Origin of the sequence: Halapricum salinum (genome assembly GCF_004799665.1) — an archaeon.
GTDB classification, from domain to species: domain Archaea; phylum Halobacteriota; class Halobacteria; order Halobacteriales; family Haloarculaceae; genus Halapricum; species Halapricum salinum.
In genome coordinates this window covers 2,927,681-2,952,122 of record NZ_CP031310.1, presented here as the reverse complement: position 1 = coordinate 2,952,122, position 24,442 = coordinate 2,927,681, and the positions used below count along the sequence as shown (strand labels likewise).

Annotated in this window: 28 protein-coding genes; 9 read left to right on the top strand and 19 right to left on the bottom strand. The window is 64.3% G+C overall.

The features are described 5' to 3' along the window. Nucleotides 1–39: 39 nt before the first annotated feature. The 4 genes from DV733_RS14485 to DV733_RS14470 are packed head-to-tail and all read right to left on the bottom strand — an operon-like array spanning nucleotide 40 to nucleotide 1,889. Entirely contained in the window at nucleotides 40–612 is a 573-nt protein-coding gene (locus tag DV733_RS14485; protein ID WP_049992698.1) for a VIT1/CCC1 transporter family protein, read from the bottom strand. A 2-nt stretch (nucleotides 613–614) separates the two neighbouring features. Next, nucleotides 615–902, bottom strand: coding sequence for a DUF211 domain-containing protein (locus DV733_RS14480; RefSeq protein WP_049992697.1), 288 nt, complete (start codon nucleotides 900–902; stop codon nucleotides 615–617). A gap of 32 nt (nucleotides 903–934) precedes the next feature. Then, on the bottom strand, nucleotides 935–1,597 hold the full coding sequence (locus DV733_RS14475; protein ID WP_049992696.1) for a metal-dependent transcriptional regulator: 663 nt from the start codon (nucleotides 1,595–1,597) through the stop codon (nucleotides 935–937). 40 nt (nucleotides 1,598–1,637) lie between these two features. After that, nucleotides 1,638–1,889: an MTH865 family protein gene (locus DV733_RS14470; protein ID WP_049992695.1), complete on the bottom strand. Its 252-nt coding sequence runs from the start codon at nucleotides 1,887–1,889 to the stop codon at nucleotides 1,638–1,640. 191 nt (nucleotides 1,890–2,080) lie between these two features. On the opposite strand from DV733_RS14470, the gene DV733_RS14465 reads away from it, so the two are divergent. Then, complete coding sequence (locus DV733_RS14465) at nucleotides 2,081–3,826, top strand: acyl-CoA dehydrogenase family protein (protein WP_049992694.1); 1,746 nt, start codon at nucleotides 2,081–2,083, stop codon at nucleotides 3,824–3,826. Between the two features lie 41 nt (nucleotides 3,827–3,867). Further along, nucleotides 3,868–5,193, top strand: coding sequence for a PQQ-dependent sugar dehydrogenase (locus DV733_RS14460; RefSeq protein ID WP_049992693.1), 1,326 nt, complete (start codon nucleotides 3,868–3,870; stop codon nucleotides 5,191–5,193). A gap of 159 nt (nucleotides 5,194–5,352) precedes the next feature. Here DV733_RS14460 and DV733_RS14455 read toward each other — a convergent pair whose 3' ends face one another. The 9 genes from DV733_RS14455 to DV733_RS14415 form a co-directional block, all read right to left on the bottom strand. Continuing rightward, entirely contained in the window at nucleotides 5,353–5,943 is a 591-nt protein-coding gene (locus DV733_RS14455) for a DJ-1/PfpI family protein (RefSeq protein ID WP_049992692.1), read from the bottom strand. A gap of 93 nt (nucleotides 5,944–6,036) precedes the next feature. Further along, entirely contained in the window at nucleotides 6,037–6,372 is a 336-nt protein-coding gene (locus tag DV733_RS14450; RefSeq protein WP_049992691.1) for a hypothetical protein, read from the bottom strand. Further along, nucleotides 6,369–8,777, bottom strand: coding sequence for a penicillin acylase family protein (locus DV733_RS14445; RefSeq protein WP_049992690.1), 2,409 nt, complete (start codon nucleotides 8,775–8,777; stop codon nucleotides 6,369–6,371). Before DV733_RS14445 ends, DV733_RS14450 begins: the two co-directional genes overlap by 4 nt. Nucleotides 8,778–8,814: 37 nt before the next feature. Next, the gene (locus DV733_RS14440) at nucleotides 8,815–10,218 is read right to left on the bottom strand and encodes a sensor histidine kinase (RefSeq protein WP_237560466.1); all 1,404 of its coding nucleotides are present in this window, start codon (nucleotides 10,216–10,218) and stop codon (nucleotides 8,815–8,817) included. 44 nt (nucleotides 10,219–10,262) lie between these two features. Continuing rightward, complete coding sequence (locus tag DV733_RS14435) at nucleotides 10,263–11,681, bottom strand: hypothetical protein (RefSeq protein ID WP_049992689.1); 1,419 nt, start codon at nucleotides 11,679–11,681, stop codon at nucleotides 10,263–10,265. Between the two features lie 40 nt (nucleotides 11,682–11,721). Next, nucleotides 11,722–12,450 (bottom strand): ABC transporter ATP-binding protein, encoded by a 729-nt coding sequence (locus DV733_RS14430; protein ID WP_049992688.1) that lies wholly within the window; start codon nucleotides 12,448–12,450, stop codon nucleotides 11,722–11,724. Nucleotides 12,451–12,558: 108 nt separating this feature from the next. Beyond that, nucleotides 12,559–14,190, bottom strand: a complete 1,632-nt coding sequence (locus tag DV733_RS14425; RefSeq protein ID WP_049992687.1) for a potassium channel family protein — start codon at nucleotides 14,188–14,190, stop codon at nucleotides 12,559–12,561. A 57-nt stretch (nucleotides 14,191–14,247) separates the two neighbouring features. Next, nucleotides 14,248–14,841 (bottom strand): DUF998 domain-containing protein, encoded by a 594-nt coding sequence (locus DV733_RS14420; RefSeq protein ID WP_049992686.1) that lies wholly within the window; start codon nucleotides 14,839–14,841, stop codon nucleotides 14,248–14,250. Nucleotides 14,842–14,909: 68 nt separating this feature from the next. Then, entirely contained in the window at nucleotides 14,910–15,314 is a 405-nt protein-coding gene (locus DV733_RS14415; protein WP_049992685.1) for a Rieske (2Fe-2S) protein, read from the bottom strand. Nucleotides 15,315–15,432: 118 nt separating this feature from the next. On the opposite strand from DV733_RS14415, the gene DV733_RS14410 reads away from it, so the two are divergent. Further along, nucleotides 15,433–15,885 carry a DUF5814 domain-containing protein gene (locus DV733_RS14410; protein ID WP_049992684.1) on the top strand — a complete coding sequence of 151 codons (453 nt, stop codon included), beginning with the start codon at nucleotides 15,433–15,435 and terminating at the stop codon, nucleotides 15,883–15,885. Here the strand turns inward: DV733_RS14410 and DV733_RS14405 are convergent. Continuing rightward, nucleotides 15,882–16,310 (bottom strand): CopG family transcriptional regulator, encoded by a 429-nt coding sequence (locus DV733_RS14405; RefSeq protein WP_049994258.1) that lies wholly within the window; start codon nucleotides 16,308–16,310, stop codon nucleotides 15,882–15,884. The two genes, DV733_RS14410 and DV733_RS14405, sit on opposite strands and share 4 nt — an antisense overlap. A gap of 108 nt (nucleotides 16,311–16,418) precedes the next feature. On the opposite strand from DV733_RS14405, the gene DV733_RS14400 reads away from it, so the two are divergent. Next, a complete protein-coding gene (locus DV733_RS14400; protein WP_049992683.1) occupies nucleotides 16,419–16,823 on the top strand; it encodes a DUF6069 family protein in 405 nt (134 codons plus the stop codon). 48 nt (nucleotides 16,824–16,871) lie between these two features. Then, nucleotides 16,872–17,288, top strand: coding sequence for a VOC family protein (locus DV733_RS14395; RefSeq protein WP_049992682.1), 417 nt, complete (start codon nucleotides 16,872–16,874; stop codon nucleotides 17,286–17,288). Nucleotides 17,289–17,303: 15 nt separating this feature from the next. On the opposite strand, the gene DV733_RS14390 is transcribed toward DV733_RS14395, so the two are convergent. Both DV733_RS14390 and DV733_RS14385 read right to left on the bottom strand, forming a co-directional pair. Beyond that, nucleotides 17,304–17,903 carry an RPA family protein gene (locus DV733_RS14390; RefSeq protein WP_049992681.1) on the bottom strand — a complete coding sequence of 200 codons (600 nt, stop codon included), beginning with the start codon at nucleotides 17,901–17,903 and terminating at the stop codon, nucleotides 17,304–17,306. A gap of 1 nt (nucleotide 17,904) precedes the next feature. Next, the gene (locus DV733_RS14385) at nucleotides 17,905–18,837 is read right to left on the bottom strand and encodes a replication factor A (RefSeq protein ID WP_049992680.1); all 933 of its coding nucleotides are present in this window, start codon (nucleotides 18,835–18,837) and stop codon (nucleotides 17,905–17,907) included. Nucleotides 18,838–18,987: 150 nt separating this feature from the next. Here DV733_RS14385 and DV733_RS14380 point away from each other — a divergent pair, with 150 nt between their 5' ends. From DV733_RS14380 to DV733_RS14370, 3 genes are all read left to right on the top strand, one after another. Beyond that, nucleotides 18,988–19,278 (top strand): DUF7091 family protein, encoded by a 291-nt coding sequence (locus DV733_RS14380; protein ID WP_049992679.1) that lies wholly within the window; start codon nucleotides 18,988–18,990, stop codon nucleotides 19,276–19,278. 165 nt (nucleotides 19,279–19,443) lie between these two features. Beyond that, nucleotides 19,444–20,814, top strand: a complete 1,371-nt coding sequence (locus tag DV733_RS14375; RefSeq protein WP_049992678.1) for an FAD-dependent oxidoreductase — start codon at nucleotides 19,444–19,446, stop codon at nucleotides 20,812–20,814. A gap of 164 nt (nucleotides 20,815–20,978) precedes the next feature. Beyond that, on the top strand, nucleotides 20,979–21,614 hold the full coding sequence (locus DV733_RS14370; protein WP_049992677.1) for a DsbA family oxidoreductase: 636 nt from the start codon (nucleotides 20,979–20,981) through the stop codon (nucleotides 21,612–21,614). Here DV733_RS14370 and DV733_RS17395 read toward each other — a convergent pair whose 3' ends face one another. Genes DV733_RS17395 through DV733_RS14360 form a run of 3 tightly spaced genes read right to left on the bottom strand, consistent with a single transcriptional unit; the run spans nucleotide 21,615 to nucleotide 23,456 of the window. Next, nucleotides 21,615–21,776 carry a hypothetical protein gene (locus DV733_RS17395; RefSeq protein ID WP_170178710.1) on the bottom strand — a complete coding sequence of 54 codons (162 nt, stop codon included), beginning with the start codon at nucleotides 21,774–21,776 and terminating at the stop codon, nucleotides 21,615–21,617. A gap of 39 nt (nucleotides 21,777–21,815) precedes the next feature. Continuing rightward, nucleotides 21,816–22,226, bottom strand: coding sequence for a hypothetical protein (locus DV733_RS14365; protein WP_049992676.1), 411 nt, complete (start codon nucleotides 22,224–22,226; stop codon nucleotides 21,816–21,818). A gap of 12 nt (nucleotides 22,227–22,238) precedes the next feature. After that, nucleotides 22,239–23,456, bottom strand: a complete 1,218-nt coding sequence (locus DV733_RS14360) for an ATP-binding protein (protein WP_049992675.1) — start codon at nucleotides 23,454–23,456, stop codon at nucleotides 22,239–22,241. 83 nt (nucleotides 23,457–23,539) lie between these two features. Here DV733_RS14360 and DV733_RS14355 point away from each other — a divergent pair, with 83 nt between their 5' ends. Beyond that, on the top strand, nucleotides 23,540–24,388 hold the full coding sequence (locus DV733_RS14355; RefSeq protein ID WP_049992674.1) for an HpcH/HpaI aldolase/citrate lyase family protein: 849 nt from the start codon (nucleotides 23,540–23,542) through the stop codon (nucleotides 24,386–24,388). Nucleotides 24,389–24,442 lie beyond the last annotated feature (54 nt).

Genomic DNA, 24,442 nt, shown 5'->3' with positions numbered 1-24,442 from the left:
AATCTTCGAATCCAAACTCGAAACCGGACCAGATTTTGGTTATCCAGGCAACAGCAGGTTGATCGCGGCGACGACGATTCCGGCCACGCCCATTCGTAATCCGGCGACGTACCAGCGTTGCTCGGAGAGATCACCGAGGAACGCCCCGAAGACGAACAGCAACGCGACGCCGAGGGCAATCGCCAGCAGCGTCGCTTCCAGCATCGTGAGGAACGCCGCCTCCAGCAGATACGCCGACATCGGGACGAGGACGCCGATGATCGGCCCGAGTCCGCTGAGCACAGCGTTGATCCGCCTGGTCTCGACGTGCTGGTCTGCGATCCAGGTGCCGTCGAGGGATTCGAGCATGTGCTCTTCGAGTTCCATGCGTTCGATCCGGCGCTCGGCGCGCTCGATCTCCCAGACGCTCCAGACGCCGGAGGTACCGAGACCGACGGCTGCGCCGAGACCGATCTTGATCGCGATCAGTCCCGTCGGTACGCCCGAGAGATACGCGCCGACGGCGACGCCGATTCCGGTCAGCGTCCCGTCGAAGCCGTTGGAGACGAAGTAGCGTCTGGACATCGCGTCATCGCCCGCCAGCGTCGTCTTCAACCGCTCGATGAGTCCCATGATCAGTCCTGGGGCGTCTGACTGGCCTCGATCAGTTCCTCGCCAGTGGCGACTTCGTCGACAGAGTGGATCGTCCCGCCGTGGCTCTCGATCACCTCGACGACCCCATCCTCGTCGATGCCGTCGCCTTCGACAGTGAGTTTGACGTTGATCACTTTCTTGTCGATCTCGACGAGTCCACAGTTACAGCCGCGGACGCCGTCGACGTCGGCGATCCGGCGGCCCAGATCAGTCAGCGATGGCTCGTGGGGTTTCAACACGTCGAGGACGAGGCGGCGAATCGGTGCCATACTTCGTGGTCACGCCTCTCCCTGAAAAGCGTTCAGGACGACCCGACCACGCGGATCGTCGCGGCGACGTGCTCGGGTAACGAGACCGTCGAGCCGTCGTCGAGTTCGATCTCCACCATCCCGATCGGGGCTATCTCGACGACAGTGAGCGTCGTCCCCGGGACGATTCCGACCTTGTCCAGATATTCGAGTTCGTCCGGGTCGCGGTCTCTGACACGATTGACCTCGACGACGTCTCCCTCCTCGCACTCGCTCAGCACTGTACCAGCGGCCTCGTTGACGGGTTCGAGCGCGTCGCTCGGGATAGGGTCGCCGTGCGGGTCGACATCCGGCTCGCCCAGCTTCGCGGCGACGCGGCGTTCGAACTCCTCGGAGATGTGGTGTTCGAGCCGGTCGGCCTCGTCGTGGACCTCCGCCCAGTCGAAGCCCAGTTTCTCGGTCAGATAGGTTTCGAGCAGTCGGTGGTGGCGAATCACCTCGATCGCGATGGTCTGGCCTTCGTCGCTAAGTCGAACGCCCTTGTACTTCTCGCGCTCGACGAAGCCGCGGTCTTCGAGCTTCTCCATCATGCTCGTGGCCGTCGGCGGCGTCACGTCCATGCTCTCGGCGATCGCAGACGTGGAGACTGGCCCCTCGGTCTCGCGCTGGTGCTCGTAGATCGTCTTCAGATAGTCCTCCATCTCGGGGCTGAGCATCTACCCGGAATTCGGAGGACCGGTAAAATAAAGGCTGTCGTTAGATCAGGTCCTGGTCTTCGAGCTGGGCTATCACGTCGTCGACGAACGACTCGACGTCCTCGTAGGGGAAGTTGCCGCTCCCGAGTTTCGTGTTCAGTTCCATCGCCGTCATCGAGAACTCGCCCGACTCGAACTTCGTGCCCGGACCGTTGGGCAGCGCCGGCACGAGGTCCATCGGACTCGAGATCGGATAGTCTGCGCCACCGAACGCGTCCTCGAACTGTTCGCGAAGGTCGGCTTTGTCTACCATGACGTCACATACGTTCGGATACCACCCTAAAAAACTATTCGCGTTTAGAAACTTACCTGTTGTTGGGTGTTTGAACGATAGTTTTGTTTTCAGCTGTTTAAATCACGTCTTGCGATTCCGGCTGTGTCATCTTGGCGAGCGTTTATTATCGAGGCCGGCCTGTCAACAGATATCACAGGACACGTCTACCGATGGAGACACCGATCGACTACAGTCAGTTCGAGGCCGCTCGGGAGTGCAACTACTGGCGACTGGATCGCTCGCTCAGGTTCGCGGCCGAACGCACGTACTCCGACGCGGACTTCGAGTGGGCACGGGGGCGTCTGGACGAGTGGGGCGAGATCGTCGGGACCACGATCGCCGACAACGCCGACGTGATCGACCGCCACGGCCCGCAACTGCACACCTACGACAGACACGGCGACCGGGCCAACGACGTCGAGTACCACCCGAAACAGTTCGAGAACGAACGGCTGGCCTACGAACACGGGATCGTCGCCGACTCCTTTCGGCCACCGCCCGACCGGAACGAGCGTCTCGGACTCACCCATCATCTCCTGATGAACGGCCTGCTGTCGTACGCCGACCCGGGCTTTGCCTGTCCCGTTGCGATGACCGGTGGCGTCGCACTCGTCCTCGATCGGTTCGACGATGGTGATCTCGACTCGTACTTCCACGGCCTCACTGCCCGGGACTACGAGAACGTGATCGAAGGCGCGATGTTCCTCACCGAAAAGCAAGGTGGCAGTGACGTCGGCGCGAACGAAACCGTCGCCGAACAGGCCGACGACGGCACGTATCGACTCTCCGGCGAGAAGTGGTTCTGCTCGAACATCGACGCCCAGGGCACGCTCGCGCTGGCTCGCCGTCCCGACGCACCCAAGGGGACCAGCGGACTCTCGCTCTTTCTGGTTCCGCACACGCTCGACGACGACTCGCTCAACGATCAGACCTATCGCCGCCTGAAGGACAAACTCGGGACGATCAGCGTCCCCACGGGCGAGGTGGTCTTCGAGGGCGCGACGGGGTATCTCGTCGGCGAACCCGAACGCGGGTTCAAATACATGACCGAGATGCTCAATCTCGAGCGCCTCCACAACGCCTTCGCCTCGATCGGGATCGTCGGTCGCTGCCTGCTGGAGAGCAAGATCCACGCCGCCAACAGGGAAGCCTTCGGCGAAACGATCGACCAGTACCCGCTCATGCGTCGGGATCTGATCGAGATGGCCGTCGATCACGAGGCCGCCATCGCGTTCGTCTTCGCCGCCGCCGGGGCGCTCGACGACCGGCGAGCAGCGCCCGACGGCAGCGACGAGCAACGGCGAGCCTACCAACTGGTGCGCTTGCTGACGCCGATTGCGAAGTATCGCACGGCCCGACAGGCCGTCGAGACGGCGTCGTATGCCTGCGAGGTCCTGGGAGGAAACGGCTACGTCGAGGGATTCGTCACCGAGCGCATGCTCCGAGACGCCCAGGTCCTGCCGATCTGGGAGGGGACCTCGAACATTCTCTCGCTGGATGTCCTCAGGGCGCTCGATCGGGAGGACGCTCACGAGGCGCTCCTCCCGCACGTCCGAACGCGCCTGAACGAGATCGAGCGTGAGGCGTTGCTTCCGACTGCCGGTACCGTCGAGAGCGCGTTCGCCGATCTGCAGACGGCACTCGCACATCTCGCCACAGCCGAGCGGCGCGAAGCCCAGTACGAAGCCAAGCGCCTCGCGGACCTCGTGTTCGACGTCGTCGCCGGGACGCACCTGCTGGAGGCCGCCCAGTCGCGACTCGACGAGGGTCACGACGGCCGGATGGCGCTCGTCGCCCGGTCGTTCGTCCGCGAGCGGTTCGAGACCGATAGGGGAATCACCAGCGGCGAGACGCCTGCCGACGACCACTTCGACGCCATCGTCCGGTACGCGCCGGTCGAGTCGAGCGACCTCTGACCGGCGAAACGCTTTGGGTTGTTCCGACCCCGAGTAGGGATATGCTATCACGCCGACGGTTCCTTCGCCTGGGCGGTGGGTGTCTCGCGCTCGGGGTCGCGGGGTGTAGCGAGGAACAGCCGCCCTCGACCACGGACATCGCGACGCACACGCCGCCTCCGGATTCGATCCCCGACTCCGTACAGCTCCGCCAGCTCGCCAGCGGCTTCGCCGCACCAGTTGGATTCGAGCCGATCCCTGGCCGGACAGACGAGGCCGCCATCGTCGACCAGGACGGGCGGGTCTGGCTGCACGAGGAATCCGGTCTTCGAGAGACGCCGCTGCTGGACGTCCGTGATCGAATGGTCGACCTCAATCAAGGGTACGACGAGCGCGGCCTGCTCGGACTGGCGTTTCATCCCGATTTCCCGGCGAACGGACAACTCTACGTCCGCTACAGCGCGCCCTCCCGCCCTGGGACGCCGTCGAACTACAGCCACACTTTCGTCCTCTCTGAGTTCACGATGGATCCTGCCGGGACGACCGTCCCGCTCGACTCCGAGCGCACGCTCCTCGAAATCCCGCAGCCCCAATCGAATCACAACGCCGGTGCAGTCGCGTTCGGCCCCGACGGCTACTGTTACGTCGCCGTCGGCGACGGCGGCGGCGCTGGCGACAGGGGTAGGGGCCACGTCAGCGACTGGTACGACGCGAACCAGGGCGGCAACGGCCAGGACGTCGAGTCGAACCTCCTGGGGAGTATCCTCCGGATCAACGTCGACGATCGCGACGATGAACTACCCTACGCGATTCCGCCGGGCAATCCGCTCGTCGGGCAGGCAGGCCTGGACGAACACTACGCGTGGGGTCTGCGCAACCCCTGGCGAATGTCTTTCGACGGCGAAGACCTGTACGCCGCTGACGTCGGCCAGAATCAGTACGAGGAAGTCAATCTCGTCGAGGCGGGCGGCAACTACGGCTGGAACGTCCGCGAGGCGACCCACTGCTACGACGCGCAGAACTGTCCGCGCGAGACGCCCGATGGAACCCGTCTGCGTGATCCGATCGTCGAGTACGACCACGGCGGCGACCCACCCAACGGCGCGGCCGTCATCGGCGGTTATCGCTATCGTGGCGCGTTGTTCCCCGATCTCGACGGGACGTTCGTCTTCGCAGACTGGATACTCAACGGGCAGCTCTACGCCGCCGAGGAACGAGAGGATGGTCTCTGGAACACCTCGGTCGTGGACCTCCAGCGCGACGGCGGCGACGTGCCCCAGAACGCACTTGCACTCGGGCGAATGCACAACGGGGAACTCGTCATCTGTACCACGAACCGGTCCGGGCCGAGCGGCGATTCAGGTGCCGTCTACCGGATCGTCGCCTGAACAGTTGGTGGTCGTGTTTACGAGCCGGCCGTCGACAGGGCATGTCTCCCGGCTGGACTGTTCGCCCATGAAAGCGCGGCCGTGTCGGCCGTCGACAACGCACTTCTCCCGGCTGGACTGGCTGCGCATCAACGCGCAGCCGTGCCGCCGTCGACAAAGCTAGTCATCTGCGGCAGCAACTGCACCGTGCTCGATCTCGGTCCCCAGCACGTCGAGGAACTGGGCGATCCACTCGGGGTGGTCCGGCCAGGCCTGGGCCGTCACGAGATTCCCGTCGGTCGTCACCTCGTCGACCCACGAACATCCGGCGGCCTCGACCTCGGGCTGGACCGCGGGATAGGCTGTCATCTCGTAGCCATCCAGCACGCCCGCCGCAGCGAGGATCTGCGGGCCGTGACAGATAGCCGCCACAGGCTTGTCAGCCTCGAAGAAGTGTCGAACCGCGTCGAGTACTTCCTCGTAGCCCCGGAGATACTCGGGGGCACGTCCGCCCGGAACCACGAGCGCGTCGTAGTCGCTCGGTTCCACGTCTGCCATCGTCGCCGTCACCTGGAAGTCGTGACCGCGCTCTTCCAGATACGTCTGATCCCCGCGGAAGTCGTGGATGGCTGTCTTGACTGTCTCGCCCTCCTCTTTCTCCGGACAAACCGCGTGGACCTCGTGGCCGACTGCCTGCAGCGCCTGGAACGGCACCATGATCTCGTAGTCTTCCCCGAAATCGCCGACGATCATCAGGATCTGTTTGGACATCGGTAACACACCATCTAAAACTCCGTCTGGAGACTACTTATTCGCTTGCCAAGCTGACAGGAATGTGACTTCGCGAGAGACGGTGCGCGATCGTCACCCGAACCCGCGGACAGCGGCCCCCAGAATCGGAAAGACGAACGCGATTGCCAGCGAGGCACCGAACAGTTGCCCTGTCGCGATCGCCTTCCCCAGAACGCCTGCGAGCCACAACCAGCCCACGAACACGAGGACTGCTGCGGCCCCGAGATACACGCCGAGCACGAGCGCACGCCGCGTCGAGGCGGCCGTCAGGCCCACGAGCGCGCCGCCAGCGGCCAGCCCCAGCCAGTGAACAGTCCCGAGCGGAACCGCCACGAGGAACACGACCAGCGTCACGAGTTCCGACCGCGGTCCGGTCCGCGCCCACCCGATTCGCTCACGTGGCGTCATCCCGATCCCTCCACGAACCTGATGTCGGGCTCGCCGCCTGGGTTGGTCCAGAGTTGGCGATACTCCCCGAGTCGCCATCGCCGGAGATCATCGCCGACGTAGTGGTCCGACCAGTAATGCCCGATGTTGCCGCCCGGGCGGACGCCGATTCCGAAGTCTGGCCCGACGATCATTCGCCAGGAACTACCGGCCTGCGGATTCGACGATGCTCGGAAGTTGAACAGCGTGTACGGCCCGCCGTCCATCGGCTGGCGGGGGTAGTTCAGGAACGCTGCGGCGTCGGTCCCGCCGAACGGGTGATTGATCCGCAACTGATTGACATCGCCGTAGTCGTCCCAGCCCTCTCGATCGATTTCCTCGACCGTGGCGTTCATCGCTCGCGCCGCGATGTCGACCCGCGTTTCGACGGGGATGGTCGAGCGATCGTCGAACCACCGGCTGTCGGCGGGCAACCTCCCGAGTGTCCAGTCGTGGGGATAGTAACTTTCGTCGAGGCCGTTGGGATAGAACTCGTCACTGAAGGTCTCGTTCCGGTAGTGGGTGAGCCAGCGATCGTACACCAGCGCCGCCCGGGACCCTTTGCGCATCTCGTAGTCCCACGAGTCGAGTTGCTGGGTGGCCCGACGAGCCTCGTCGGACATCTCGTCCGTGGCGTTCAGCGCGATCGGGACAAACTGCTCGGCCGCCAGCGAGCGGGTGTCCCGTTGCATGGCTCGCATCTCTTCGCGGGTGATCTCGCCGTCCTCCAGACTCGATTCGAGCATCTCGTCGACGCGCTGGCCGCGGTAGGAGTCGGCGAAGTGGCTACTCGTCCCCAGATAGAAGTCGAGATCGTCCGCCACCCGCTGGTTGGCCGTGCCCATGGCCTCCGGGTTCTCGATGCGGGGCACCCGCTCGTAGTCGACGAAGCCCGTGCCAGTGAGATTCGAGGTGTCGTAGGGCTCGAACCCGCGCCAGGTCCCCTCGTCGGCCGAGCCGTTGAAGACCCGATCACCCCGGACGACCGTCCCGTTCGTCCGGCGAATGGGATACGTCCCCGACGGTCGATAGAAGGTCTGACCGTCGTCGCTCATGGCGACGATACTGGAAGCGGGAATATCGAAGTTCCGCAGCGAGTCGCGGAACTCGTCCATCCCGTCGGCCTGACCGAACCCGTAGAACGCCAGTGGCTCGCGCGTGCCGGTCAGCCCGAGCCAGGAGACGGCGACCGTCTGGTCCTCGCGTTCGAGCACCGGCCCGTGGACCGTCTTGCGGATCTCGACCGTCTCGTCCGGCCCGTCTCGAACGTCGATGGTCTCGGTCTCGACGGTCGCGTTCTGCCACTCCCCATCGTGGTAGTACTGCTGGCCGCGCCACTCGTAGCGATAGAGGTCGGTCACGTCCGCGCCGACGTTGGTGATCCCCCAGGCGACCTCGTCGGTCTGGCCGATCAACGGCATCGGGACGCCCGGGAAGGCGACGCCGCGAATCTCCGTCTCGGGACCCGACAGCTGCATCTCGTACCACACGGGCGGCGCGAACAACTGAAGGTGGGGATCGTTCGCCAGCATCGGCTCGCCCGTCGCCGATCGGTTTCCAGAGACGACCCAGTTGTTCGATCCGATTCCCTGTCCCCGCTCGTAGCGGGCCAGCGAGTCGTAGAGCGCGCCGTAGTCGGCTGCACTCTCACGGTCGGTAGTCGCTCCGGTGGGCCGATTCGTCGCCGGACTGTCCGTCCGCCCCTCGCGTGCGAGTTCGAAAATGCTCGAATTATGATCGAGCTGATCGGGATACAGCTCGGACGCATTAGGAACCCGGTTTCGAACCGTTGCCCGCCGGAGGTCAGAGAACTCCCCGGAGAGTCCCCAGGTCGCGCGCTTGCCGACAAGCAGCGTGTCCGCCGGCGTCCACTCCGTGGGTCGGTAGTCGTTCAACCGGAACTCCAGTGGGAGTGTTCCGCGATCCATGTACGTGTTGACGCCTGCGGTATAGGCTTGCAGTGGCTCTTCGACTTCGGTCCCCTGCAGGCGCTCCCACTGTGTCTCGGCCGCGCTCTCGAAGTCCATCTGCCGGTGGAAACGGTCGCTCTCGACGGTGGCCTCGCCAGCGACTGTCGAGAGGTTTCCCGCCATCTGTCGCCTGAACAGGTCCATCTGGAAGAGCCGATCCCGGGCCTGCGTATACCCGATCGCGAAGTACAGTGCCTCGGTCGAATCCGCCTCGACGTGCGGGACGCCGTGACGAACGTAGGTCACCGTCGCCGGCCCGTACGGCGTCTCGACAGTTCGCTCGCCGCGATCGACCGTCTCCCAGGCGGTCCCACTGAAGGGTGCCGTCAGCGCGAGCAGCCCGCTCCCGAAGACACTCGCGACGACCAGCACCGCGACGCAGCCGACCGCGAACAGGCGCGTGCCCCACGTTGCCATATCTCTACAGGCGGGCGACCCGATCAAAAAGCTACCGTCAGGAGGAATCGACGTCGGTGAACTCGAACCGCGCACCGCCGGACTCGCTGTCGGTCACGGTGGCCGACCAGTCGTGGGCGTCGGCGATCTGCTCGACGATCGCCAGACCCATCCCCGTCCCCGCCGCGTTCGTCGAGTAGCCGAGTTCGAAGACCGTCTCGCGGGCACTCGGATCGATCCCGGGACCGTCGTCGGCGACGTAGAATCCGCCGTCGAGGACGCCGACCTCGACGGTGATGTCGGGACCCGCGTGTTCGATAGCGTTGGCGACCAGGTTCTCAAGCAGCTCCTGGAGTTGTCCCCTGTCTGCGTGGATCGTCGCCGTCGAGACGACCTCCACCGTCGCCACCTCGCCGTCGACGTTCGCCCAGGCGTCCTCGGCGACTGCCTGCAGGGAAACGTCTTCGGGGTCGTGGGCGTGCTCGCCGTGTCGCGCCAGCATGAGGACGTCGTCGATGAGGTCGTCCATCCGTTCCAGCGAGCGCGTGATCCGGTCGTACTCTTCGGTGTCCCCAACCTCCGGTTCGAGCAGTTCGAGCGAACTGGCAGCGACGTTCAGCGGGTTGCGCAGGTCGTGCGTCACGACGCTGGCGAACGTCTCCAGCCGTTCGTTCTGCCGTCGGAGTTCTCGCTCGCGCTCTTTCTGGGCGGTGATGTCCCGCGAGATGAGCTGAAACGACTCTAGCGGACTCCGGTCGTCCATCGGAACGAAGATGTTGTGGACGTGTCGGCCGCGATAGACGGTCTCGGCTTTCGTCGCTTCACCGTGTTCGATCGCTTTCCGGCCCGTCTCGATCCACTCCTGGCCGACGTCCTCTCCGAGAACCGACTGGAGATTCGCCCCGGCGAGCGCGTCCGACGACGTGCCTGCGAGATCGGCGAGCGCGTCGTTGGCCGAGAGAATCTCGCCGCTCTCCCCGACGTGCGCGACCGCATCCGGGGTGTTCTCGACCAGATGTTGATACTTCTGTTCGGTTCGCTGCTGGTCGACGACACTCCGGATTCGATTGGCGAGTCGACCGTACTGATTGTCTTCGACGACCTCCAGTTTGAGCAGGTAGTCGGCGACGCCGCCGGCGATCGCTTCGCTGGCGATCTCCTCGTCGCCGCGCCCAGTCAAGAGAATGAACGGGAGCGCGTCGAAGTTGTCGTGGACCCACTCCAGAAACGCCAGGCCGTCCTCGCCAGGCATCTCGTAGTCGCTGACGATACAGTCGACTCGCGTGTCGGAGAGGTACGCTTTGGCCTCGTCGACGTCGTTGACGTCGTGGGTGACCATTTCGTGCTCGTTGGCCAGCGTCTCGGCGGTCATCTCGGCGAAGAACTCGCTGTCGTCGACGACGAGTACGTGAATCGCGTTCGAGCCCGGAGCGCTCTCGTCCGGCGGTGTCTCGGTAGCCACGTCAGTCGTCTATCGCATCGGCGGCACTGACGAAAGTATTTTCGTCATGACGACGTCCGCAGCCGCGACTCCCACCGAGGCCCAGCCAGTCGACCGAGTACGATGCCGATCGCCGCTGCCACTGTCGAGACACCGACGGCGACGCCCATCGCAATCGTCGGCGCGGCCGAACTCGCCAGCGACGCGATCAGCACTGGCAGTGCCATCAGCGACAATCCCGACCCGAACGCCAGGAACAGCGGCGTGTCGAACAGCAGTTCCGTGGGCGAGAAGCCGGCCACGTAGGCCGTCAGCCCGTAGACGTACACTGCGACGAGTGGAAAGACGACGACGCCGACGAGCAACTCCGAGATGGGGACCCACACCGTCGCGATTGCGAAGTAGACCAGCCCAGTCGGAAGGACCAGCGCGAGATACGCCCGCCGGATCCCCGCGAACACGGCGGCAGTCGTGACTGGATAGCGTAGCGTCGCGCCCTCGTCCTCGAACTGGGTGAGCCAGGCGTAGGTCGTGAACCCGCCGAGTCCGAGCAATGCGCCGAATGCGATCCCTCGATGGGGCTCGATCGCCGTCGCCCTCGACAGTTCCGAGAGCAGGAGTGCGGCCACGCCGAACAACACCCCCATCGAGAACAGCACCTTCCAGACCGAGCCGCTGGAGCGGACGACCGAGAACAACGCCTTGTGTGTGATTCCGCGGTCGTCCGGCACGGCACGGACGAGACGGTCGACGAGTGCGAAGCGCTTGCGCCCCTGTGAGCGCTCCCCAGGCTCGAACAGGAGGACGCCGAACACACCGAGGACCACGACCGGCGCGAATCCGGCCACGGCGTTGGCGAGCGTCGCGTCGGTGTAGGTGCCGTAGGGCGTCAGCGTGACGGGATCGACGCCACCGAGAACGACGCCTGCAGTGACGAGAGCCACTGCGCCGAGACCGACGAGGCGGTGGTGGCTGCCGAGTCCGATCAGCGTCAGGCTCGATCCGACCCCGAGTGCGAACGCGCCAGAGAGGGTGAGCCACAGCAGGCCCACTTCGAGCGGTGGCTGTCCGCCGGCGATGGCGATTGGTGTGTACGCCAGCGCGACCGGCCCGACGAACAGGATCGAGTAGTACAGCAGATCCTTGACCAGAAAGATCGCGAGCAGGCGTCGCCAGGTGATCGGCAGCGTCCGGGAGCTGAACACGAGCAACGTCATGTCCCCGAGGACGTCGCGCATCGCGTCACGGCCGACGAGCCCGATCGTCCCGACCTGCAGCCCGAAGAAGACGACCAGCGCGTGCAGGCCAGCGACGATCGCTTCCTGGCCAGTCCCTGCCTCCGAGAGCAGGACGAACCCACCGACGGCGAGTGCGAGCACGGCCAGCGGGAAGGCGGCGAACCGGCGGCCGCCGAACAGCGTCGATTGCAGTCGCCACTCTTCTTTGAGCATCGCGACGAAGATGGTCCGCGTCGGCGTGCTCATCCGTCGGTCACTCCCTGGACCCGACGTTTCGCGACGATCACTACCGGGTCACCTCCGCCGGATCGGCCCCGACTGTGGAGATGAAGTACTCCAGAAGCGTCTCCTCGCCGGCCAGCTCTCGTGGGTCCCGTGTCGCCAGCAACTCACCCTCCCGGAGGATCGCCACGTCGGTGCACAGTTCCTCGGCGACGTCGACGAAGTGCGTCGACAGAAAGAGCGTGTTGCCGGCGTCGCAGTACTCCTGCAGGTGGTCTTTGACCTCCTCCTGGAGAATCGGATCGAGGTTCACCAGCGGCTCGTCGATGAACACGAGCGAGGGCTCGTGGAGGAACGCCTGAGCGAGCATGACTCGCTGGCGCTCACCCTCCGAGAGATCGGTCGCCAGCGTGTCGAGTTTGTGCGAAAAGGAGAGTCGGTCGGCCCACGTCTCGATCCGCCCCGCGACGTCGGCGAGATCCCGGACGTCACCGACGAACTGGAGGTACTCCCGTGGCGTGAGGAAACTCGGCGGATCCTCGCGCTCTGGGAGGATCCCGATAGCCTCTCGGACTGCCAGCGGCTCCGCGACGGGGTCGTGGCCCAGAACCGTGGCCGACCCTGACGTCGGGGTGAGTTGGCCAGTCAAAATCTCGATAGTGGTAGTCTTGCCAGACCCGTTTGGGCCAAGCAACCCGAACAACTCTCCTTCGTCGACCGTGAGCGAGAGATCTTCGAGCGCCGTCACCTCGCCGTAGCGTCTGGTGAGCCCCTCTGTCTCGATGGCGGTCATCGTCGCCTCCTGTCTCCGTGGCCGGGAACGACAACGCGTGTCACGTTCGACAATTCCCGGCGGTTCTCTTGAAAGTTCGGCCCCTGGGCTCGTCTCGGCGGGTCCGCGTTACCGGAAGGCGTCCATGAAGCGGTTGGTGCCCTCGTCGGTCCCTGCGATGACCAGTTCGTCGCCCTCGCGGATTCGGAAGTTTACATCGAGATCGGTGTGAGTCTCGCCGTCGCGTTCGACGGCGACGATCGTGCAACCGGTTCGGGCGCGCACGTCGGCGCTGCCCACTGACTGTCCGACCAGTTCCGGGGCGGTCGTCCGGACGACGTCGACCTGCGTGTCGACGGACATCACTTCCTCGTCTTCGAGGATTGCCGAGGCGATCATCCGGCCGGTGACAGTTTCGAGCGAGAGGACGTAGTCTGCCCCGGCGCGGTACATCTTCTGGACGCTTTCGGCTTCCTCGGTCCGGGCGATGATCTCCGTCTCGGGACTCAGATCTCTGACGACGAGCGTGGCAAACTCCGCGGCGGTGTCGTCCGGGATCGCGAGCAGGACGGTCCGAATGCCGTGGACTTCGGCCGCCTCGAGTGTCGCGGGATCGGTCACGTCGCCCACGACGTCGACGCCCTCCTTGTCCACGATGTCGACGACGGTGTAGGGAATCTCCTCATCGTCGAGACGCTCGGCCACGCGTTTCCCGACTTCGCCGTGCCCGGCCAGGAGGACGTGTCCGCCGTCGTAGCGCCGGATCTCCGAGAGCGTGAGATCGCGGAGGGCTGCGAGCTGGTCGGGCCGGCCCGCGACCAGCAGGACCGATCCCCGTCGGAGTGTCGCCGTCGGATCGGGCGGGCTCTCGAAGGTGCCCTGCATCCAGGCCCCGATGACGTTGACGCCGGTCTCCTCACGGAGGTCGCTGTCCAGCAGCGTCGTCCCTTCGAGCGGGCTGTTAGAGCGGATCGGAATCTCGGCGATCTGGAGGTCGGAACTGATGTCGACCGCGTCGCTGACGTCCGTCCGGAAACTGGTCGTCACCTTCGACGCGAGGCTCGCTCCCAGCAACGGCCGCGGCGAGAGGACCACGTCGGCACCCGCGAGTTCGTGATACCGGCGGTGGCTCGGTTCCTCGACGACGCTGACGATCCGGACGTCCTCGCTGACCTCCTGTGCCGTCAGGACGATGCTCGTGTCGACCTCGTCGGAGAGATCGGCGACGACCGCGCGTGCCGACCCGAGGTCGGCATTTTCGAGCCCGGACACCGACGTGGGATCCTCGTGGATGACGTCGTAGTCGTTCTCGTAGAGGTCGGTTGCTGTATCACGATCCGGCTCGATCAGAACGTGCTCGACGTCCCAGGAGTCCAGTTCGTCGATCAGTGCGTCGGCACGCGCGGTATACGAACAGATGACGACGTGGTCTTCGTAGCCGGTGACGCTGGTCGGGACGGTCGTCGACAGGGCCTCCTCGAACAGCGGGAACACGAGCACCGGGAGTGCGAGGAAGATGAGGAAGACCCCGGTCAGGTCCATCACGATGACGAGGACGTTCATCTGCCAGGACGACCAGGGAGCGTCCGAACCGAATCCGGTCGTGGTGAAGGTTTCGACGACAATCTGCAACGAGTGCAGGAAATTCTGGGACCGCCCCTCGAAGGCGGTCATCCCGTAATCGTAGGCACCTGCGTACGCGATGATGACGACGAACAGCGTCACGAGATAGTAGAGTGTCCGCCGATACCACTGGTTCATTCGACCGAGGGTTTCGCCCCCGGAGAGTAAACAGTTCGGTCTCTCCGCGGTCGCGCTCTATCCGAGTTCTCGGGCCTGCCAGAGCGCCCACGCCCCAACGCAGCCTGCGCCCAGAATCTCCGGGATCGCCAGCCCCGGGGCCTCGATCCCGACAGCCCCGACCCAGCCGATCCAGATCCCGAGGTTCACGACGCCGAGTCCAGCCGAGAGGGCCCCTGCCCGTCGGTCGCCGTCGATCACCAGTCCGCCAGCGTAGACGATCGTCGCGACCGAGAACAGCAGATACAGTCCCGAGGCGACCCCGAAGTGGAGTGAGTGGCCTTGCGGAAAGACGCCGACACCGGCCATCGAAGCCATCGCCACGCCGAAGAGGGCGGCCCCGAGTCGGCCGAGCAGACGTGCCTCCCGGAGGGCGAGCGCGACTGCAAAGCCGATTCCGAGCACGCCACCGAGTAGCAGACCACCGTTGAACAGCAGGACGGTCGTTCCGGTTCCGGCAGCGTGACTGGCCACACCGAGATTCGAGAGGGCGTTCTCGCTCCAGGCGAACGACGGAGATAGCGCGACCGCGCCGAAGATCCCGACGAACGTGACGACGATCGCTGCCACGCCGAGCAGTTGCCCCACCCGGTCGGTTTCGAACTGGCCCATATCGACGACCACTCACCACGATAGTAAAGTTGTTCGGCTCTCGGCAGATCGCATCGCTGCCGGAGGCGTCAGAATCCGATATGTGAGGTCGAACTCGGGCCGTCGTCTTCGTCGAGACCGCCCTCGTGCTGGAAGGTGAAGTCGTCGTCCGTAAGATAAACCTGGCCGTTCGTGACGGCCACAGAGACGTCCGGGAGGGTCGTCCCCGCGGCTTCACCGTTGTCACACTCGCCCGAGCAGGCGTCGAACAGCGAGCCGTGTTTCGGGCAGATGAGTTGGCCCTCGCGCATCGGCGCACCCCTGCCAGTGTCGAACCGCTGGGCCTCGTGGGTGCAGCGGTTGATCCACGCCTGGACGCCGTCCTCACAAGGTACCAGTAGGATCTCCTCGTCAGAGCCGTAGGCGTCGGTCGCGGTGAACAGCCACGATCCCGCTTCGTGGACGGTCTCGACAGTAGTCAACTGGGTCGGCATACTCCGACTCGGGATACGCTCGGCCTAAAATTTCGGGGTCGAGCGAGACGCTCCGGATCGACGACGTGAGTGTCGATCGCGGTCTTTTTCGCCGTCCAGCCTCTCTTCGCAGATACGCGTGGCTATCACGGACAAGATCTACGTCAAAAACCATCGCCAGCTCGCCTCCCAGATGGAGACGAACTTCCCGAAGGGGGCGTTCTCCGGCGCGACGCTGGATCTGCTCTTCCAGGGCGAGAACCTGGCGAAGCTCGACGACACGACGCAGGATCGCATCCTCGATTTCGCACAGGACTTCATGGACTGCGACTGCGAGGGTGCGCCCCACTGTGGGTGTCCCCAACGCAAATTCATCTCCTACCTACTCGAACTGCGGGAGGGTGGGCTCGGCCCACAGGCCATCGTCGACGTCATGGGCGACGACTACATGGTCTACGCCTATCCGGGTGACGTTCGGTCGTTCCTGGACGATTCGATCCGGCGGCTCGAGGCGATCGAGACGCTGGCCGATGTCGATGGGCAACAGGCCGCCCGCGAGGCGGCCCACCAGGCGCGAAAAGACCTCAGCTAGATGTCGTCGAAGTCGCCGATCCGATAGGGTTTCTCCTCCTCTTCCTCGCCGTCGAGGTCCTCCAGTTGGATGACCTCGTCCTCGTCTTTCTGGTCGACGCGCTCGTGGAGCTCCGTCGCGTAGCGCTTGTACTCTTCCAGTTGTTCGCGGAGGTGGTCGGCTTCGAGTTCGAGGCGCTCGTGCTCCCGGATGAAGCTCTTGGGAACCTCGACTTTGGGCGGGAAGCTCTTCTCGTCGCTCCCGCTGCCCTGGTTGAGCTCGTGTTCGGGGACGACCTCGACTTTACCGTCGTGGGCGACGAGCAAATCGACGTAGTCCCGGAAGACTGCCGACAGCGAGATATCGCGTTCTTCGGCGATCTCCCGGAGAGTTTCGAACTTCTCCTCGCTTACGCGAAAGGAGATCGTCTTGTTCTTGTTGCCCATCGTTGCGTTATGGTCGTCACGCATCACACTTAACCTTTCGTCAGACGATCACACGATCCGTTCCCGGGCGGAAATTATGTATTCTTTCGAAGTGAATGGGCGTTCAACATGTCGTCGACTGCCACACAGACACCGATCGACGTCCAGACGCTCGCGATCAGAGGCAGCGTCGCGGCCGTGCTGTCGGCGCTGGCCAACGCTGCCTTGCTATGGGCCGTCCTCGAAACCGACCTCGTCGAACCGTTCATGGCACTCTCGTATCCGCCAGTGCTCTTTCTCACAGTAGCCAGTGCAGTCGGGGCGACTCTTGTCTACGGCCTATTGACCCGGCGTGTCTCCGACCCCAACCGGACCTTCCAGCGACTCGCTGCCGTCGTCCTCGTCGTCTCGCTCGTGCCCGATCTGGCGATTCTCGTTTTCGACGAGGCCGCGACACTGGGTGCAGTTGTCGTACTGATGGTCATGCACGTTGTCGTCGCAGCCGTCTCTGTCGCGAGTCTGACGCGTCTTTGAGCAGCGGATGTCGAAGCTGTTTAGCGACCGGCGAGCGCCGAATCTGATATGAATCTCACTGCACACCACTACGGCATAACCGTCTCTGACCTCGATCGTGCCGTCGAATTCTACCGTGACGTCCTCGGACTGGAAGTGATTGCTGAATTCTCCGTCGGCGGCGACGCCTTCGCGACCGGGGTCGACGTCGACGGTGCGAGCGCCGAATTCGCCCATCTCGACGCTGGCGACGCACGGATCGAGCTGGTCAGCTACGATCCCGAGGGCGATACCAGAAACGAGCCGTCGCTGCACGAACCCGGTGCGACTCACGTCGGCCTCGAAGTCGAGGACCTCGACGCGGTCTACGACGCGCTACCAAATGGCGTCGACACACTCAGCGAGCCACAGACGACCGAAAGCGGGACGAAGATCTGTTTCGTCCGCGATCCCGAAAACAACCTCGTCGAACTGCTGGAGATCTGAAATCGGCGGTCGATCTCAGGGACTCGGTTCGGCGGCCGTCTCCGGCTCTTCGAGGCTCTCCAGTGCTTCGACCGTCGCCCGTCGGTAGTTCTCGACGGGGAGGTCGTAGTGCTCGCGGGCCATCTCGACGTACTCGCTCGGAGTGTCGCTCTCGAAGGCCTGGATACGCTCAATGGTCCGCTCGGCGGTCTCGACGACCCAGCGATCACGGACCGATTCGTCGACGCGGGTGATCGATTCGGGTCGGACGGAGACGTTGACGTCACCCTCGTCGGTCTCGTAGGTCCGGGGCTTGCCGACGATCGCGACGTAGGCCGGGGGTTCGAGTTCCCGGAGCATGCTCGCGGCGTCGGGCTGGTACTGACCGGCGTAGACGAAGAACGTCCCGCCGTTGGGGTCGACGACGCGCCCCTGCCAGTACTCGCTGTCTTCGCCGACGTCTTCGGTCTCGGTCAGCGTGCCAACGATGAAGATTCGGTTCGCGCGTTCTCCCGTGGGCAACAGCGCGTAGACCGGCGCTCGCTCGTCGTCGCTCTCCTTGAAGGTGTACGTCGCGTCGTTGAACTCGCGTGCGAAGACGCGTCGTGCGACTTCGCGGGTGGGTGCCTGACTCATACTAGATCGACCTCGCTTTGATCAGCACGCTCTCTGCGTCGACCGGCCCGGAGAGGACTTCCAGGTCGTTGACGAGGACGTATCGACCCAGGGTCGGCCCCGTGACGCGGTAGTACTGTCCGAGCGTGTCACCCCGCATCTCGTCTGCGACGACGGTCGTGTCCAGCGCGTCCATGGCCATCTCTTTGGCCTCTTCGAGTTCGATCCCGGTCAGCGCTTCCGTAGCCTCTTGATCGAAGATGACCTCGTGGACATCGTTACCATCGTCGAGTACGCCTTTGATCCGCAGGTCGAACTCGCCCTCGACCTCGCCGTGCTCGCTGCAGCGGCCGTTCTGGAGGACGCGGGTGCAGTCTTCCTCGGGACAGCGCTTGATCAGGCCGCTGCCCGACTGAATGTCGACTAGCGCGCCTTCGACGGTGACGCTATTGTCGCCGACTTCGATGTCCTCGTCGACCGCCTCGATGGTGGTCGTTCGGTTGAGCTTGATCGAGTAGTTGCCCTGGTACTCGTCGGTGACGACGTTGCCCAGGTTGTAGACCGTGCCCTCCTCCAGCGCGGGGAGGTCGGACTTGGCCCACTTGGTGAACTTGATCGTCCCGGACTCGTCGCCGAGCAGACCGACCTGCCCGACGGCGTCGCTCCGGGGCTCCCACAGCTCGACGACTTTGGCGGTCACGTCGACCCACTGCTCGGCCGTGTCGATGCTCGCGAGCTCGACGTGTTCGTTGCCACCTCCACCACCCAGCTCGTCGCGGTCCATCCCGGCCTCGTCGAGGTAACTGTTGGTGACGCTGCGACGCGCCTCCTCGACTGGGACCTTGTACTCGTTGACCAGCGTGTCGAGGCGCTCCTCGACGGTCTCGACGTCGACGTCTAGCTGGTCGGCGAACTGCTCGTGTATCTCTTCCGCATGGGTACGCAAATCACTCATTGGTCTCACTGTCTCCGCCTTGGTTTTCGATGGGAGACATTCGACGGTTGGTCGGCATGGCTTATAAACTCTCGGCGACCTCGGTGAAAGTGAAGCAGCGATTCGCCTGGTCGGAGAAGGCCTATGTGTATCCAGTTCGGAACGCCAGTCATGGACGAGGACGGGCGCGTCGAGCGCTTCCTGCGGGCGAAACTTCGATCTGCGGGCGAGCAAGTCGCCCAGGCCCAGGACGCCTATCGACGGGCCAAATACGCGGCCGCCGTCGACCTTCCCACCGACGACGACGGGAACGCCCGTATCGTCTGTCGACGCTACGCCGAACAGCGTGCGATCGGGGTCGACGCCGAGGGGCGGCCGGGGTGTTACGAGGCCGGCCACCCGGACTGTGAGGGCTGTTTCGAAGACATCCGTGACGGGCGTATCGAGACGTGGTCGCCCTGACTATTGGACAAATTGAATAAACGTTTGCGCTGTTTGGGCAATCAGCGGACGAAGTGCGCAATCTCGGATTATAAATCGTGAAGAGTGTCAGTCTCGATAGCAGAGGTTTTGTAGATCCAGCCATCGGTTTGTGATAGCGACACGCGCGCGGACGGGTATCAACGCATGACAGAAGAATACGACCTCATTATCGTCGGCGGCGGTATCAGCGGAGCATCACTCCTGTATACGGTGGCCGAGTTCACCGACATCGAACGCGTCGCACTCATCGAGAAAGAAGACGAGATCGCGGCGATCAACTCCCACCATACCAACAACTCCCAGACGCTGCACTTCGGGGATATCGAGACGAACTACACCCTCGAAAAGGCCGAGGAAGTCAAAGAGGGTGCAGAGATGGTCGCTGGCTACCTCGAAGCCAACGATCCGGAGCGTGAGATCCACAGCAAGCGCTCGAAGATGGTGCTGGCGGTCGGCGACGAGGAAGTCGACAAACTCGAGACGCGCTATCACGACGAAGGATTCGGCGACCTGTTCCCGAAACTCGACGCGATCGGCCGTGATCGGATCGCCGAACTCGAACCGAAGGTCGTCGAGGGCCGCGACCCGCGAAAGGACCTGCTCGCGCTGCAGACGCCCGACGGCTACACCGTCGACTACGGCGAGATCTCCAAAGACTTCGTCGAGACGGTCGCCGACAGCGAGGGCGTCGACGTCTTCACCGGCACGAAAGTGACCGACATCGCCGAGACGATGGACGGGTTCACCGTCGAGACCGCAGAGCGGACCTTCGAGTCCGACGCGACGGTCGTCGCGGCAGGCTCTCACAGCCTCCAGGTCGCAAAGGAGATGGGCTACGGCAAGAACAAGTCGCTGCTGCCGGTCGCGGGGAGTTTCTTCCTCGCCGAAGAGGGACTGCTCAACGGCAAGGTCTACACCCTCCAGATGAAGAAACTGCCCTTCGCGGCGGTCCACGGCGACGCCGACGTCCACGATCAGGGCACCACGCGGTTCGGTCCGACCGCGAAGCTCGTCCCGGCGCTCGAACGCGGCCGTCTGAACACGGTACCGGACTTCTTCGACGTCTTCGGGCTGAACGCGTCGTCGTTCCTGAGCTACGCGAACATCCTCGCCGACCGCGTGCTCTTCCCGTACGTCGTGAAGAACCTCTTCTACGACGTGCCGAAAGTCGGCAAGAAAGCGTTCCTGCCCCACGTTCAGAAGGTCGTTCCGTCCGTCGAGGAAGACGACATCAAGCGCGCGAAGGGTTACGGTGGCGTCCGCCCGCAGATCGTCGACACCGCCAACAAGACCCTGGACATGGGTGAGGCCAAGATCCACGGCCACGGGATCATCTTCAACATCACGCCGTCGCCGGGGGCCTCGACCTGTCTGAAGAACGCGATGCGCGACACTCGGACGCTGGTCGACTTCCTCGATGCCGACTACGGCTTCGACGAGGAATCGTTCCGCGAGGCGACGATCGGTAACTTCCCGCGCGAAGAAGAGCCGAAGAAGATCGCTGCGGACGACTAAATTGTCGACGGCCGGCACGACTGCGCGTTCATGCGCAGCCAGCCCAGCCGGGAGACCTGACTTGTCGACGGCCGGCTCGTGAGCACGTTTATGTGCGAAGGGTTCAGTCGAGCGACGCTGCACACAGCAGCCAACTTTTGGCCGTCGAGTCCGTTCGTGGAGACATGGCGACCACGAAGACGACAGCGACACTTACAGTCTACGCCGATCCCGTCTGCTCGTTCTGCTATCTCGGCAGGGCGTCACTCCAAGAGTACCTCGAATCGGCCGAGAACCCACCGGAGGTCCAGTGGCGGCAGTTCGATCTTCGTGGGTACAAGCGCGCGCCGGATGGACGCATCCGCGAGGACGTCGACGACGGCAAGGACGAGGCGTACTTCGAGCAGGCCAAACAGAACGTCCAGCGGCTGCGCGAGAAGTACGACGTCGAGATGCGCGACTTCGAGGACGTCCCCGACGTCGACTCCTGGGACGCCCAGCAGGCGTCGCTGTTCGTCGAGCAGACGGAGTCAGCCGAGACGTCACGCGCGTTCTACGAGGGGCTGTTCGCGGCCTACTGGCGCGACGGGCGGAACATCGAGAATCCCGAGGTCATCGCCGAACTGTCCGAGGACGTCGGCGTCGACCCCGAGCCAGTCCGGGACGCGATCACCGACGAGCAGCTCGAAGCCGAACTCCGCGAGCGATTCGCCGAGGGCCAGCAACTCGGAATCTCAGGCGTGCCGACGTTCGTCTACGGTGAGCACGCCGCCCGCGGCGCGGTGCCACCCGAGCACCTGGCGCGGCTCGTCGGCGAGTGATCAGATCTCGGCCAGCGAGTCGTAGTCGTCCCAGCACTCACAGTCGAGGTCGTCGATGTCGGAGACCTCGTCCGGGAGCGAAGAGATCGGCATCCACCCGCTCGCCTGTTTCTCACAGTCGTCGTCGTGGACCGAAAAGTCCGAGTCCGACATGAACGGCATCGATCTGACACTACGGGTTCGCGAAGATAAAAACCCTGGTCAGGACGCCGTAAATTCCCGCCAGTGGTGGACGCTCCAGTAGACCAGTCCCGTACAGAGACAGCCGGCCGCGAGCAGATAGAGGAGCAGTCGCGAGGCCACCAGTTGATCCGGATTTTCGATCGCGAACAGGATTCCTTCGACGTCGAGTCCGACGACGATTGCGATCGTGATCGAGAGCACGACCGCCGTCAGGAGGATGTTCCGCCCGTCGGCGAGATAGCGTTCGAGCGTGAGGATCAGCGCGGTGAACGCGCTACTCAACACGACGACGTAGAAGGGAAACCGATCGGCCAGTCCCGACGTTTCGCCGGAGACGACCGCGAGCAGCCCGACGAACGCGACCGTCACGATCACCGTCGAGGCCGCGACCAGCCCGGCTCCGCGGACGACCGCCTCTCGCTTGCTCATGGCTCTGGGTGCTCAGGCCGTGGTGAAAACGATTGCCACTATTACTGCGAGCACGAGGACCACGCGGAGTACCAACCGAACGGGGAGAGAGGACCATCCCCTGTCGTCGAGCCGCTGTGTGACGGCGTCGACGGCCCGATCTTCGGCCCGGCGGAGGCCACGGACGCTCGCCTGGACCGCCCGGACCGCGAGATGGGCCAGCATGAACGCGAACTCCACGAGCATGTCCACAGCAGTCTCCTCGGCGCTGGTTCGTGATCGAGGAGTCGCGCTGGCCGTCCCGCCGTCGGAGGTCGTCGACGTACTCGCCGTCGGCTGGGTCGCTGTCGCTCCCGGCGCTGTCGGCTCCGCCGAGTCGTCCCCGGACTCGTTCGCTGGTTCCGGGTCCTCACGGTCGAATCGTTTCAGAATCGCTTTGTCCACGTCGACCAGCGACGGGGGATCAGAATCGCTCATCCCCGGGGTCGTCCCGGCGTCGTAGGTGCGCTTCTCGCGGAAGTGTATCCGGCGAGTCTCGTCGGTCCAGTCGGTTCGCAGGTACGCCTCGCCGGGCTCGAAGTCCGTGATCGTCTCTGCGGCGTCCGTGCCGAGCAGCCGCCGGACGACGTCCGTATCGTTGTCCCAGGTGAGCTTGTGCCAGACCATCCAGTCACACTGGGTCACGAAGTCCTTGTCGACGGCTGCGGGCCGCTGTGAGAGGCCGAGCAGCCCGAGGCCGTGTTTGCGGCCGCGTTTGGCGATCTGCAAGAGGACGTCGCCGACGTCGTCGCGGCTCCCCTTCTGGGGGACGAACTCGTGGATTTCCTCGACGACGAGCAGAAACGGCTTTCGAACTTCCGTCTCGCGTCTGAACAGCCGTTCGAGGACGGCTTCGAGAACGGCCGCCGACTCCTCTGCACGGAGATAGCCCGAGAGGTCGAGGATCACGGGCTGGCCGTCGAGCGCGATGTCGACGAGCGTCTCGGCGTCGCGCTCGTCGACAGTGACGTCGCATCTCCCGCCACCGCCGGCGTGGAGGATGCTGTAGCGCTCTTTCAGGCCCCAGTACTCGCCATCGATGTCGACGATCAACAGCGAGTGATCGGCTTCCAGCAAGCCTTCGACGACGACGTTTGCCGTGTTGGATTTGCCGCTGCCGGACTTGCCCGTGATGAAGCCCCGGCCGGTCAGGACGTCGACCGCCGGGAGGGCGGTCCCGTCCTCGGCGACGACGATGTCGTCGTCGTTCATCGACTGGTGGTACGCTACATGCCGGGAAACCTCTTGTGGGGGTCCACGCGAATCCCTTTACCGCCGGCCTGCCTACGAGCGGCATGGTCAGACGGAGCGTTCTATTCACGCCCGGCGACCGAGCCGAGATGCAGCGCAAAGCCGTCGAGATGGACGCCGACGTGGTCGTCTTCGACCTCGAAGACGGAGTCGCCCCAGACGCCAAAAAGGAGGCCCGAGAGACGGCGCGGCAGACGCTCCGGTCGATCGATCCAGACTGTGAAGTCTGCCTGCGGGTAAACGCCGATCCAGAGACGGCCGAGGCGGACCTCGACGGCGTACTCGGTCCCGATTCGCGCCCGGATAGCGTCATGCTCCCGAAAGTCGACGGCGCACAAGCCGTCGAGACACTGGCGGCACAGGTGTGCGAACACGACATCGAGTTGCCGATCCTCGCGCTGATCGAGTCCGCGGCGGGCGTCCTCCACGCCGAGGAGATCGCCGCTGTCGAGTCGACTGACGCGCTCCTGTTTGGCGCCGAGGACCTGGCCGGTGATATCGGCGCGTTGCGGACCGACGAAGGGACAGAGGTGCTCGCCGCCCGCTCACAGGCGGTCCTCGCGGCCAGTGCGGCCGGAATCGACGCGATCGACACGCACTACCCCGACTATGGAGATCTAGAAGGACTTCGGGAGGACGCCGAATTCGCCCTGCAACTGGGCTACGACGGGAAGATGGCGCTGCACCCTGATCAGGTTACCGTAATAAACGAGGCGTTCACGCCCTCACGAGAGCGAATCGAGTGGGCGCGCCGAATTCTCGACGCTGCAGGCGACCACCCAGATCGGGCGGTGTTCGTCCTCGACGGCGAGATGATCGACGCACCCCAGATCCGGCAGGCAGAACGAATCCGGGCGCGGGCGCAGGCCGGCGACGCCTGGGAGCTGGCCTGACCTGGGGAGACGATCCCAGTAGACACTCACGTCGACATTCTTTTGCCCGTCCTG

What these genes read in the sequence shown, in the direction of transcription:
- DV733_RS14400 (WP_049992683.1), top strand. Translation starts at nt 16,419, where the DNA reads ATGTCGTCGACTGCCACACAGACACCGATCGACGTCCAGACGCTCGCG.
- DV733_RS14485 (WP_049992698.1), bottom strand. Translation starts at nt 612, where the DNA reads ATGGGACTCATCGAGCGGTTGAAGACGACGCTGGCGGGCGATGACGCG.
- DV733_RS14370 (WP_049992677.1), top strand. Translation starts at nt 20,979, where the DNA reads ATGGCGACCACGAAGACGACAGCGACACTTACAGTCTACGCCGATCCC.
- DV733_RS14420 (WP_049992686.1), bottom strand. Translation starts at nt 14,841, where the DNA reads ATGGGCCAGTTCGAAACCGACCGGGTGGGGCAACTGCTCGGCGTGGCA.
- DV733_RS14360 (WP_049992675.1), bottom strand. Translation starts at nt 23,456, where the DNA reads ATGAACGACGACGACATCGTCGTCGCCGAGGACGGGACCGCCCTCCCG.
- DV733_RS14435 (WP_049992689.1), bottom strand. Translation starts at nt 11,681, where the DNA reads ATGAGCACGCCGACGCGGACCATCTTCGTCGCGATGCTCAAAGAAGAG.
- DV733_RS14405 (WP_049994258.1), bottom strand. Translation starts at nt 16,310, where the DNA reads ATGGGCAACAAGAACAAGACGATCTCCTTTCGCGTAAGCGAGGAGAAG.
- DV733_RS14395 (WP_049992682.1), top strand. Translation starts at nt 16,872, where the DNA reads ATGAATCTCACTGCACACCACTACGGCATAACCGTCTCTGACCTCGAT.
- DV733_RS14355 (WP_049992674.1), top strand. Translation starts at nt 23,540, where the DNA reads ATGGTCAGACGGAGCGTTCTATTCACGCCCGGCGACCGAGCCGAGATG.
- DV733_RS14450 (WP_049992691.1), bottom strand. Translation starts at nt 6,372, where the DNA reads ATGACGCCACGTGAGCGAATCGGGTGGGCGCGGACCGGACCGCGGTCG.
- DV733_RS14425 (WP_049992687.1), bottom strand. Translation starts at nt 14,190, where the DNA reads ATGAACCAGTGGTATCGGCGGACACTCTACTATCTCGTGACGCTGTTC.
- DV733_RS14430 (WP_049992688.1), bottom strand. Translation starts at nt 12,450, where the DNA reads ATGACCGCCATCGAGACAGAGGGGCTCACCAGACGCTACGGCGAGGTG.
- DV733_RS14480 (WP_049992697.1), bottom strand. Translation starts at nt 902, where the DNA reads ATGGCACCGATTCGCCGCCTCGTCCTCGACGTGTTGAAACCCCACGAG.
- DV733_RS14415 (WP_049992685.1), bottom strand. Translation starts at nt 15,314, where the DNA reads ATGCCGACCCAGTTGACTACTGTCGAGACCGTCCACGAAGCGGGATCG.
- DV733_RS14470 (WP_049992695.1), bottom strand. Translation starts at nt 1,889, where the DNA reads ATGGTAGACAAAGCCGACCTTCGCGAACAGTTCGAGGACGCGTTCGGT.
- DV733_RS14460 (WP_049992693.1), top strand. Translation starts at nt 3,868, where the DNA reads ATGCTATCACGCCGACGGTTCCTTCGCCTGGGCGGTGGGTGTCTCGCG.
- DV733_RS14465 (WP_049992694.1), top strand. Translation starts at nt 2,081, where the DNA reads ATGGAGACACCGATCGACTACAGTCAGTTCGAGGCCGCTCGGGAGTGC.
- DV733_RS14385 (WP_049992680.1), bottom strand. Translation starts at nt 18,837, where the DNA reads ATGAGTGATTTGCGTACCCATGCGGAAGAGATACACGAGCAGTTCGCC.
- DV733_RS14365 (WP_049992676.1), bottom strand. Translation starts at nt 22,226, where the DNA reads ATGAGCAAGCGAGAGGCGGTCGTCCGCGGAGCCGGGCTGGTCGCGGCC.
- DV733_RS17395 (WP_170178710.1), bottom strand. Translation starts at nt 21,776, where the DNA reads ATGCCGTTCATGTCGGACTCGGACTTTTCGGTCCACGACGACGACTGT.
- DV733_RS14455 (WP_049992692.1), bottom strand. Translation starts at nt 5,943, where the DNA reads ATGTCCAAACAGATCCTGATGATCGTCGGCGATTTCGGGGAAGACTAC.
- DV733_RS14380 (WP_049992679.1), top strand. Translation starts at nt 18,988, where the DNA reads ATGGACGAGGACGGGCGCGTCGAGCGCTTCCTGCGGGCGAAACTTCGA.
- DV733_RS14375 (WP_049992678.1), top strand. Translation starts at nt 19,444, where the DNA reads ATGACAGAAGAATACGACCTCATTATCGTCGGCGGCGGTATCAGCGGA.
- DV733_RS14475 (WP_049992696.1), bottom strand. Translation starts at nt 1,597, where the DNA reads ATGCTCAGCCCCGAGATGGAGGACTATCTGAAGACGATCTACGAGCAC.
- DV733_RS14390 (WP_049992681.1), bottom strand. Translation starts at nt 17,903, where the DNA reads ATGAGTCAGGCACCCACCCGCGAAGTCGCACGACGCGTCTTCGCACGC.
- DV733_RS14445 (WP_049992690.1), bottom strand. Translation starts at nt 8,777, where the DNA reads ATGGCAACGTGGGGCACGCGCCTGTTCGCGGTCGGCTGCGTCGCGGTG.